The sequence below is a fragment of the Prevotella sp. C561 genome (genome assembly GCF_000224595.1).
GTDB classification, from domain to species: domain Bacteria; phylum Bacteroidota; class Bacteroidia; order Bacteroidales; family Bacteroidaceae; genus Prevotella; species Prevotella jejuni.
In genome coordinates, this window is the sequence record NZ_JH114141.1 from 79,455 (window position 1) to 90,014 (window position 10,560).

At 43.4% G+C, this 10,560-nt stretch carries 7 protein-coding genes; 6 read left to right on the forward strand and 1 reads right to left on the reverse strand.

What is annotated here, in order from left to right:
* The first annotated feature begins 77 nt into the window (after positions 1-77).
* The 4 genes from murC to ftsZ all read left to right on the forward strand — a co-directional run bounded on the left by murC (position 78) and on the right by ftsZ (position 5,329).
* Positions 78-1,454: a UDP-N-acetylmuramate--L-alanine ligase gene (gene murC / locus HMPREF0666_RS03255; protein ID WP_009010890.1), complete on the forward strand. Its 1,377-nt coding sequence runs from the start codon at positions 78-80 to the stop codon at positions 1,452-1,454.
* A 39-nt stretch (positions 1,455-1,493) separates the two neighbouring features.
* A complete protein-coding gene (locus HMPREF0666_RS03260) occupies positions 1,494-2,432 on the forward strand; it encodes a cell division protein FtsQ/DivIB (RefSeq protein WP_009010891.1) in 939 nt (312 codons plus the stop codon).
* A 50-nt stretch (positions 2,433-2,482) separates the two neighbouring features.
* Positions 2,483-3,937: a cell division protein FtsA gene (gene ftsA, locus HMPREF0666_RS03265; protein ID WP_009010892.1), complete on the forward strand. Its 1,455-nt coding sequence runs from the start codon at positions 2,483-2,485 to the stop codon at positions 3,935-3,937.
* Positions 3,938-4,000: 63 nt separating this feature from the next.
* Positions 4,001-5,329 carry a cell division protein FtsZ gene (gene ftsZ / locus HMPREF0666_RS03270; protein ID WP_009010893.1) on the forward strand — a complete coding sequence of 443 codons (1,329 nt, stop codon included), beginning with the start codon at positions 4,001-4,003 and terminating at the stop codon, positions 5,327-5,329.
* 1,173 nt (positions 5,330-6,502) lie between these two features.
* On the opposite strand, the gene HMPREF0666_RS17225 is transcribed toward ftsZ, so the two are convergent.
* A complete protein-coding gene (locus HMPREF0666_RS17225) occupies positions 6,503-6,754 on the reverse strand; it encodes a hypothetical protein (protein ID WP_157600231.1) in 252 nt (83 codons plus the stop codon).
* A 349-nt stretch (positions 6,755-7,103) separates the two neighbouring features.
* On the opposite strand from HMPREF0666_RS17225, the gene HMPREF0666_RS03275 reads away from it, so the two are divergent.
* Both HMPREF0666_RS03275 and HMPREF0666_RS16045 read left to right on the forward strand, forming a co-directional pair.
* Positions 7,104-7,772 (forward strand): hypothetical protein, encoded by a 669-nt coding sequence (locus tag HMPREF0666_RS03275; RefSeq protein ID WP_009010894.1) that lies wholly within the window; start codon positions 7,104-7,106, stop codon positions 7,770-7,772.
* A 227-nt stretch (positions 7,773-7,999) separates the two neighbouring features.
* Positions 8,000-9,952 (forward strand): hypothetical protein, encoded by a 1,953-nt coding sequence (locus HMPREF0666_RS16045; RefSeq protein WP_009010895.1) that lies wholly within the window; start codon positions 8,000-8,002, stop codon positions 9,950-9,952.
* Positions 9,953-10,560: the final 608 nt, after the last annotated feature.

The window sequence follows — 10,560 nt, forward strand, 5'->3', positions numbered from 1 at the left end:
CCCAATAGCAATGCAAGAAACGGTAGTGAAACACAAAGCTACCATCAAACAAAAGACAGAAAAAGAATATATAACACATGGAACTCAAAGATATTAAATCAGTTTACTTCGTTGGTGCGGGTGGCATCGGTATGAGTGCTATAGCTCGCTATTTCCTTCATAAAGGGTTGATAGTGGCGGGATATGACAAAACACCATCCGAACTCACACACACACTGGAGAAAGAAGGGATGAACATTCACTATGAAGAGAATGTAGAACTTATCCCAGCAGCCTGTAAAGAACCATCGTCTACGTTGGTTGTCTACACCCCTGCCATCCCAGCTAAGCATGCTGAACTGGTTTATTTCCGTGAGAACGGCTTTGAGATACAGAAGCGTGCACAAGTGTTAGGTACTCTTACCCGCACACACAAGGGTCTTTGCTTTGCAGGAACACATGGGAAAACGACCACGTCAAGTATGTGCGCACACCTAATGCACCAGAGTCATTTGGACTGTAATGCCTTCCTTGGGGGCATCTCTAAGAACTATGGCACCAACTACATCCTCTCTGACCACAGCGACTTTGTAGTCATTGAGGCCGACGAGTTCGACCGTTCGTTCCATTGGCTGCGTCCTTGGATGACCGTTATCACCTCTACCGACCCCGACCATTTGGATATCTATGGTACTAAGGAGGCTTATCTTGAGAGTTTCCGTCATTATACAGAACTCATCAAAAAGGGTGGTGCACTCATTATCCATAAGGACTTAGAGATGAAACCGAACGTACAAGAGGGGGTAAGAACCTATGAATACAGTCGTGACGAGGGTGATTTCCATGCTGAGAACATACGAATTGCAAACGGAACTATCACCTTTGATTTCGTTTCCCCTATCGAAAACGTAAAGGATGTAGAACTTGGACAACCTATTCCTATCAACATAGAGAATGGTATCTCTGCTATGGCTATGGCACAACTCAATGGTTGTACTGCAGAAGAGCTTCGCAATGGCATGAAGACCTACGGTGGTGTTGACCGCCGTTTCGACTTTAAGATTAAGAACGACCGCCATGTTTTCCTCTCTGACTATGCGCATCATCCAAAGGAGATACTACAGAGTGCGAAGAGTTTGAAGGAACTCTATACAGACAAGAAGGTTACTGTCATCTTCCAACCTCACCTTTATACTCGCACACGCGATTTCTACAAAGAATTCGCTGATGCACTTAGTCATTTTGATGAGGTCGTTTTGACCGAGATTTACCCTGCTCGTGAAGAACCTATCCCAGGTGTGACAAGTAAGCTCATCTACGATAATCTGCGTCCAGATGTCAAGAAGCAGATGATACAAAAGGATGATGTACTTAACTTTGTGGAGTCAAGAGATTTCGATGTGTTGGTCGTTTTGGGTGCAGGCAATCTCGATAACTATGTCCCACAGATTGCTGAAATACTCAACAAGAAGTAATATAAGAACGTAGAACACTGTAAGTAAGAGAGAATAGATATGCGCATTCGGTGGAAAAAGATAATCATCACTACGCTGGACTTCCTACTGGCTATTTATCTCATCGTGGCTGTTACCTCATGGAACAAGCCTGATGAGAGCAAAGAGCTATGTACCCAAGTGAACATCAACATCTCCGACTCGAATAACGCAGGCTTTCTTACCGCAGGAGAAATCAAGCAGATATTAAAGAAGGTAAACCTCTATCCGCTTAATAAGAAGGTAAAAGACATCAATCCTCGTCACATTGAGGAAGCATTAAAGGTGGGACCTTTTATCAAGACAGCGCAGTGCTACATAACAAAAGATGGTCAGGTCAATATCCAAATTACGCAACGTATGCCGATTATACGCATCAAGAGTAACACTGGGGCTGACTACTATCTTGATGATAACGGAGGGATACTCCCTAACTCTAAGTACACAAGCGACTTGATTATCGCTACTGGTAATATAGACAACAATTTTGCACGTCTGTATATAGCCCCTTTGGCAATGGCTATCAATGCCTCTCCATTATGGCTCAACCAGATAGAACAGATTAACGTACTGCCTGACAGAGGGATCGAATTAGTCCCCCGAGTCGGTAATCACATCATTTTCATGGGTTATCTGCCTAAGAACAATGGTCCGTGGAAACGTAAACACGATATCAATGTCTTTGTGACAAAGAAATTATCACGCTTAGAGAAGTTCTATCGATATGGACTCTCGCAAGCTGGATGGAACAAGTATTCTTACATAGACATTGAATTCGACAACCAAATCATCTGTAGGAAACGTGACGAAAAGGCTGAAAAGGCTGAAGAGGACGAGGTTATTAAAAAAGCTAAGTCTGAAAAGGTAGAAGACGTACAACGCACAGAAGAGGAGGAAAGGGAGAAGGCTCGTACGGAAGTGAAGCGACAAGAGAATGCTTCTGACGGTCTGACTGAATAAATAGCTAACAATTTAGAGAATATAAATAAGCAACAAAATACTTAACGAATATGGCAGAGTTTATAGTAGCCATTGAATTAGGCTCATCAAAGATTACGGGTATTGCTGGCAAGAAAAACCTTGACGGCAGTATTTCCGTACTTGCTGTTGTAAAAGAAGACGCTACACAGTGCATTCGTAAGGGTGTCGTTTACAACATCGATAAAACAGGACAGTGCCTCACCAGCATCATCAACAAACTAAGAAAACAACTGAAGTATGAAATCTCTCAAGTCTACGTTGGCGTAGGAGGACAGTCCATACGAAGCGTTCGCAACGTCATAGTAAAGGACTTACCAACCGATACTATCATTACTTCTGACATGATTAATGAGTTGATGGATGCCAATCGTAACATGACGTATCCGGACCAGGAGATCCTTGATGCTGCCACTCAGGAGTATAAAGTTGACAACCAGTACTCTCTCGACCCAGTAGGTATTAAGGCTTCTCGACTTGAGGGTAATTTCCTTAACATCCTTTGGCGCAAGGCTTTCTACGATAATCTCAATAACAGCTTTGAGAAGTCTGGCATCTCTATCGCTGAGATGTACCTTGCTCCTTTGGCCTTGGCCGATGCAGTATTAAGCGAGGCTGAGAAGCGTGGTGGCTGTGTACTGGTCGACTTTGGTGCTGATACAACTACGGTCTCTGTCTACTATAAGAATATCCTTCGCCACTTGGCTGTCATTCCTTTGGGTGGTAACAATATCACGAAGGACATCGCAAGCCTACAGATGGAGGAGAAGGATGCTGAGGCTATGAAGCTTAAGTATGGTTCTGCCTTTACTGAGAATAACGATATCGATAATACATTAAAGTATTCTATCGACGCTGAACGCTCTGTTGACAGTCGTAAGTTCATTGAGATTGTAGAAGCTCGTATCAATGAGATCGTTGAAAACGTGTGGTATCAGGTACCTTCTGAATATGCCGACAAACTCCTTGGTGGTATCATCCTGACAGGTGGCGGCATGAATCTCAAGAACATTGAACGTTGCATGCGCAATACTACTCATATCGACAAGATACGTAAAGCGAACTTTGTCACACATACTATCTCTTCAAGCAATGCGGACATCACTGCAAGAAATGGTAACATGAATACTATTCTCGGACTGCTTGCTAAGGGCGACATGAACTGTGCTGGCGCTGAATACAACCCTGCACAGACCAATCTCTTTAATAATGAGGAGATTGCAGTAGCAACTCCTATCGAACAACCTTACACTCCTTCTACTGCTGCAAGACAAGGTCAGGGTATCGTCCCTACTCCTGAAGAGAAAAAGAAGGCGGAAGCTGAACGTCGTAAACGTGAGGAGGAAGAACGCAAACTACGTGAGGAGGAGGAAGCAAGAGAGCGCGAACTTGAAGAGGAGAAGCGTCGCAATAGCTTCTGGAACAAGTTCACACACAAATCTAAGGAGTTCGTTAAGAAGATTATGGCAGAAGAAGACGACGAGTAAACACTCTTCTCTCCTGCACACAAGAAAATGAATATTGATCATAAACATAGATAACAGACTGTTATGGCAGACAACAATAATAAAATGGATATATTAGACTTCGGTGATGGCGATGTAGCCGATAGCATCATCAAGGTCATTGGTGTCGGTGGTGGTGGCGGCAATGCCGTGAACCACATGTACAGAGAAGGTATCCACGACGTGACCTTCGTTCTCTGCAACACAGATGCACAAGCCCTCAACGACTCTCCTGTTCCAGTGCACCTGCAATTGGGTGATGAAGGACTTGGTGCTGGAAACCGCCCTGAACGTGCACGCCAAGCGGCTGAAGATACGAGCGAGGATATCAAAAACATGCTCAATGATGGTACGAAGATGGCGTTTATCACTGCTGGTATGGGTGGTGGTACGGGTACGGGTGCTGCTCCTGTCATCGCACGTATCAGTAAGGAATTAGGTATCCTCACCGTTGGTATCGTTACTATCCCGTTCCGTTTCGAGGGTGCTAAGAAGATTGATCAGGCCTTGGATGGCGTTGAAGAGATGGCAAAACATGTTGATGCGCTACTCGTTATCAACAACGAACGCCTGAGAGAAATCTACCCAGAACTGAGCTTGCTCAATGGTTTTCGCAAGGCAGACGACACCCTGAGTGTTGCAGCTAAGAGTATTGCTGAGATTATCACAGTGCATGGTATCATGAACCTCGACTTCAATGATGTCAAGACTGTCCTCAAAGATGGTGGTGTGGCTATCATGTCTACTGGCTACGGAGAGGGTGAAGGACGTGTGAAGCAGGCGATTGAGGATGCCCTCAACTCTCCATTGCTCAACGATAACGATGTTTATAAGTCAAAGAAGATTCTGCTCTCTATCAACTTCAACAGTGACGACAAGGACAACCCTGGCTTGACAATGGAGGAGATGGGCGATGTGACAGAGTTCATGAACCATTTCAGTGCTGATTTCGAGTTGAAGTGGGGACTTGCTATCGACCCTGAACTTGATAAGAAGGTTAAGGTTACTATCCTCGCAACAGGCTTCGGTATCGAGGATGTTGATGGTATGGGTAGCCATATCAAGAAGCAGACTCAAGAGGATGCTGCTCGCCTTGCTGAGGAGGAGGAGAAGGCAGCTGAACGTCGTGACCGTCGTGACCGTTTCTACAAAGACAATAACAACTCTCAATACAAGCACCGTCCACACATCTATCGTTTTACTGCAGATGAGCTCGACAATGAGGATGTTATCCTCGCTGTTGAGAACACTCCTACCTACAAGCGAACGAAACAGATGATTAAAGACATCAAGCGCATCAGTACTCCTGAGCAGGATGCTGAAGACAACGATAGCCAAGAGGGCACTGTTGAGGGTGTCATCAGCTTCGTATAAGCGTGATTACAAGTATAAAGATAAGGCTGAACTTCGAAAGAGGTTCAGCCTTTTTTTTGTTTCATCTCACCTTTCAAATAATAAATTAATCATTCTACTTTCCACCCTAACATCCGTCTCTGTAGCCGAAAAGAGTCAATCACAAAACAAGCAACGAAGGAGGGGTAACCTCAGTGATCACTCCCCTCTCCATTCGAAGAGGGGCTGGGATTGAGGATTCTGATGGGTGTTGGGTGAAGGGTGTTAGGTGTTGATGATTAGCCATAGGGGTCTCTCGGTGATCACGCCCCTTCCCTTCGGGGGAGGGGAAAAAGGAGGAGCCGCTATCTCTCATGTTCTCACTTTATTCTTTTTCTCACAGACCTACACAGAAGAACAGAATACCCAAAGGCGCACAGAGACATTAAGTCAACCGATAGCACAGAGCGTTACAGCTAAAGATGGGTGTTGGGTGTTCAATGTTGGGTGTTGATGATTAACCATAGGGGTATCTCGGTGATCACGCCCCTCCCTTCGGGGGAGCGGACGGGGGAGGGGCCAGTTCTTCTCTGCCTGCTCTCCCTGTTCGCAGAAAGGCTTCTGTTCATCTGTGAAAATCTGTGAGAGAGAAAATTTCCAACGATCCCCTTGTGTTCTTTTCTCACAGAACTACACAGAAGAACAGAATACCCAAAGACGCACAGAGACATTAAGTCAACCGATAGCACAGAGCATTACAGCTAATGATGGGTGTAACATTCTGTGATACATAGCAATAAATTCTGTGATATCTGTCGTCTGCCTGCAGACGTTTGTGGGTTCTCACTGTTCGCAGAAAGGCTTCTGTTCATCTGTGAAAATCTGTGAGAGATAAAACACCCAACGAATCTCTTGCGTTCTAAACACTGTGAGAGAGAAAATCACTCCTAAACACTGAAGACTCAGAAAAATTATGACATAAAATCTAACAAAACATCCTCAAAGTAAGCCCAAGCTATCTACTAAAACCAAACTTGTAATCATCAACAAATCAACACATTACAAACAGCATTGGAGAAGACGCCTTTCTTGCCCCAAGAAGGGCGTCTTCTTGCCCCTTGAAGGGCATGTTCTCAAACAAAGAAGAGCCTCTTCTGCATCCGTCACAAGCGTTTCGACGAATAAAGAGGGTAAATGACTAACGAAATGTTTTAACTATTTGAAAGTACTATCACGCTTACAAAGGTCGATTCCAGACACATAATAAACTGTTGGGAGTGGTTCTTTTAGACATAATTCAACATCATATCGTTCACAAATAGTCGTGAGGTCATAGCCCGTAAGCGAGTAAGTCCGTTTCGTGGCTTGCCCCTTAAACCTAAAGTAAATACTGTTACCCTTATAAGTAGAATACCCCGTCAATGGTACTCTATATGTCTTTTCTGGCAGATAATGCAACCTCACCATTAAGAGAAGTCCTACTACAACATAACAGGGGCAGGCGATATTGATTATATTATCATACCCCCCCTCGTTCCCGTCTGCCTATCGAAAATAAATGCAACAAAGATAACAGCAACAAAGAACACCCCCTCACACCACGAGATGTGTTTTTATCCTTATTTATAGAGGTTTTACTTGAAATTATCTAATGGTTTTTCAAAGCGTTATCCACCACTTCGAAGGAGTATGATAAAAGGGTCTTCTATATCGGAGGATAAAAAAGAATAGATAGTGAGAACCACAAAAAACATAACAAATACTTGCTTATTAATGTAGAAAAACGTAAATTTGTCCCATAACTAACTTTAACAATATGCAAAAACCACAATGGAATAGGATAAAAGACTTTGTTCAACGCAAAGAACTATCGCTTGCAATGGGCTTACACCTTGGTGCAATATTCCTCTGTGGACTGATTTATATCCTGCTACCCGAAGACGTACACCTGCGGTGGGGACTGACTTACATACCAATTTGGGCTGCTCTTCTGTCACCAATAGCACTGATGATTGCTGCACGGAAAAGCAAAAGGAAGCTGGTGATACGCCTTTACAGTGCGCTGATAGGCATTGTTCTGTGGCTATTTGCTATTTTCCTTCAAGTCATAGGGGGTGACATTTTTCTCCCACCGACCTACTTCTGTAAAGATGGTGATTACCTTACAAGGCGATACCAATACGATTTCTTCGACAACAACATGACGGCTGTTTACAAGGTTAGCGGGCTAACAGAAAAGAGAATATCATTCTATAGTTACAGCAATCCCGACTCTATCAAAGTTTACGATTCATTGAATGTCATCGCTTTCTATTGCCCTTCCGAAATACAAGAAGACCCATTGCCCAGCGACACCATTGCCCCTATCCGTGTCATCGAACAGCTTTACGACGACACAATAGAACCCGAACGGAAGAAGATAAAACAACTTGCCCACCGACTTAACGCCCGACTCGGCTATACACTGACTGGAAAACAAGAATAGTAATTCATAATGATGATTACCTACTATGAGAAAAGAAAAAGCTATAAACCCAAATCATAAAGTTCAAAGAACAATAAGGATTCGTGCCATTAGTGCCATTCGTAGTTGTTCGAAGTTCAAATCATAAAGTTCAATGTTCAAAGTATAATAAATGATTCGTGTTATTCGAGAAATTCGTAGTCGCTAATCATAAAGTTCAATGTTCAAACCTCAAAGTTCAAAGTTCTATGCTCAAAGTTCAAAGAATTAAAAAGTTCAACCTTAAACAACCTGTTTGCCTTGTCGCAACACTCCTCTCTATAACACTTCTTGGTAGTAGTTTCAGAAGTGGTAAGACTGATGTACACGAGAGGCCAGACAGCATTCAGATGGCTATCGACTCCATAAACAAGTATGAGATCTTTGCTGTTACCTACGTACTCGGTCCAGAACATCATCGCTCTAAACAATTTGACTACGCTGATTGGCTGCGCCGTCACGCCACACCAGACCAATTAGCCGAGATAGCTAAGACAAATCCTAATCCTGCCACTCGTCTTTGGGCTTTCAGAATCTTGTTAGAGAAACCTCACAAGCAAGTCTATGATGTCCTTAAAGCGGCTATCAACGACACCACAGAGACTGAGCAGATGAGTTATTGTTTATATACCAAGAAACCTTTTAACCTCAGAGCTTTCTCTCTCTACTATTTTGACCAAGTGAACAGTCAGACACCAGAAATGCAGGAGACGATAGATAGTTTAGCTTTCTTCGACTATATGAAGCGTTATGGATATTCCTCTGGAATACTCAAACACTTCAAACCTAAACAGAAATACTATGCAGCTGTAGTCGAAGCTGCCGACAACGGACAGGTAGAAGTCCTGCCATTGCTCATCAAATATAAGAATCCTAACGACCGAGAGCGTATCAGTAAGTTGCTACAAGCTGACTTTGAGGAGAACAAGCGACTGACATACGATACCCGTGAAATCCTCGAAGAATGGGGCAAACCAGACTTTGAAGAATACGCAAAAATCGTTTGTCAAGCCGTTATTGGTAAACCAGATTACTTTAGCGTAAGAGAGTATTTCCCGCTTCTTTGGCAATATCCTGCACCTTGGAGCTATCAACTTCTCGAGAATATCCTTTCTGGTAAAGACAGATATAGTAACATTCACGAAATAAAGGAACACTTTATAAAGTATGCTAAGGAAGGACCTATCCCTCTTATCTTCCAACCACTGTACGACAGATATCTAAAGGAAAGACGTACTGTCAGAAGTGGAAGACCACAAACGGAAGAGTCGCTTAAAACGCTTGCAATGGCTCTTGACGCCTTAAACAAGGAGACTTTCTTTTCCATGGATGAGACTGTAGGGCACGATAGTTATTATCGTTTAATGCAATTTGACTATGCTGACTCATTGCGCTACAATGCTACAAGCGACCAATTGGCTGAGATTGCCCAAACAAGTCCTTCGCGTATCACACGCCTTTGGGCATTCAAAATCCTGTTGGAGAAACCCAATGGGCAAATATTCAACATTCTTAAACAGGCTATAAACGACACAACAAGAGTAAACTGTATATCCAGCTCTGAAGAAGAATTCAAAGTTCCCTTCCACCGTTCTATTCTCAGCGTCTACTATAGTAACGTAGACGAGGACCTACCAGCACAACAGCAAGCAGCCATTGACAGCTTAGTGTTCTTTGATTATATGAAAAAATATGGATATGAAAATGCCTTCCTTCAGGACCTCCAACCACTCAAATCCTATTACCCAACCATCATCAAAGAGGCTGACAAAGGCAATGACGGGGTTTTGATGTTCCTCGCTCGATACAAGAACAAGAACGATATCGCTCGAATCAATAAGTTTCTGGAGCGCGATCTGAAGAAGAATGGGCGAATGACCGACCAAGCTTATTGGCTTCTTAAGAAGTGGGAGGACCCAGACTTTGAATGGTATGTAAAGACCATCTGCCAAGCAGCAGCCAAAGAGAAGACACATTACGGTCAACCTCGTTACATCAGCCTCCTTTGGAGCTACCCTGCACCGTGGAGCTATGACATTCTTAAAGATATGATTTCCCAAGAAGAAAAATACAAGAACTTCTCAGATATAAAGGCTTTTCTTGAACAACAAGCGAAACACGGAACGTTTCCTCAAGTCTTCCGACCGCTGATTGAGAAATAAGTGAAGTCTTATTCTCACAAAAAACATTACTCTTCTTTTAAGCTATCACACGTATGCTTGTAAACCTAATATAACAGCTTATTATCAAAACTATCGAAAGGAGATATCGAAACTTACTTAATTTCAACATACTAAATAGCATCTTCATTCTGCTTGCATTACAATATTACAGTTTCAGCTTATCCCCCACTCTACCACAGAATCCCTCCTCGCATCGTTTAACATACAGCATCCGAGCAAACTCCCCCACCAAACATGTTCCCTCTGATGCGCACTTTATCAACAACCAACACTCAACATCCATCATCCAACCCCACAACCAAACATGTTCCCTCAGATGCGCACTTCATCAACACCTAACACTCAACACCTATCACCCAACAAACATGTTCCCCCAGATGCACACTTCATCAACACCCATCACTCAACACTCATCACTCGTCAAACACGTTCCCTCAGATGCGCACCTCATCAACACCCAACACTCAACACCCACCACCCGTCAAACATGTTCCCTTAGATGCGCACCTCATCAACACCCAACACTCAACACCCACCACCCGTCAAACATGTTCCCTCAGATGCGCACTTCATTAACACCCAACACT

What these genes read in the sequence shown, in the direction of transcription:
- HMPREF0666_RS03260 (WP_009010891.1), top strand. Translation starts at nt 1,494, where the DNA reads ATGCGCATTCGGTGGAAAAAGATAATCATCACTACGCTGGACTTCCTA.
- murC (WP_009010890.1), top strand. Translation starts at nt 78, where the DNA reads ATGGAACTCAAAGATATTAAATCAGTTTACTTCGTTGGTGCGGGTGGC.
- ftsZ (WP_009010893.1), top strand. Translation starts at nt 4,001, where the DNA reads ATGGCAGACAACAATAATAAAATGGATATATTAGACTTCGGTGATGGC.
- ftsA (WP_009010892.1), top strand. Translation starts at nt 2,483, where the DNA reads ATGGCAGAGTTTATAGTAGCCATTGAATTAGGCTCATCAAAGATTACG.
- HMPREF0666_RS03275 (WP_009010894.1), top strand. Translation starts at nt 7,104, where the DNA reads ATGCAAAAACCACAATGGAATAGGATAAAAGACTTTGTTCAACGCAAA.
- HMPREF0666_RS16045 (WP_009010895.1), top strand. Translation starts at nt 8,000, where the DNA reads ATGCTCAAAGTTCAAAGAATTAAAAAGTTCAACCTTAAACAACCTGTT.
- HMPREF0666_RS17225 (WP_157600231.1), bottom strand. Translation starts at nt 6,754, where the DNA reads ATGGTGAGGTTGCATTATCTGCCAGAAAAGACATATAGAGTACCATTG.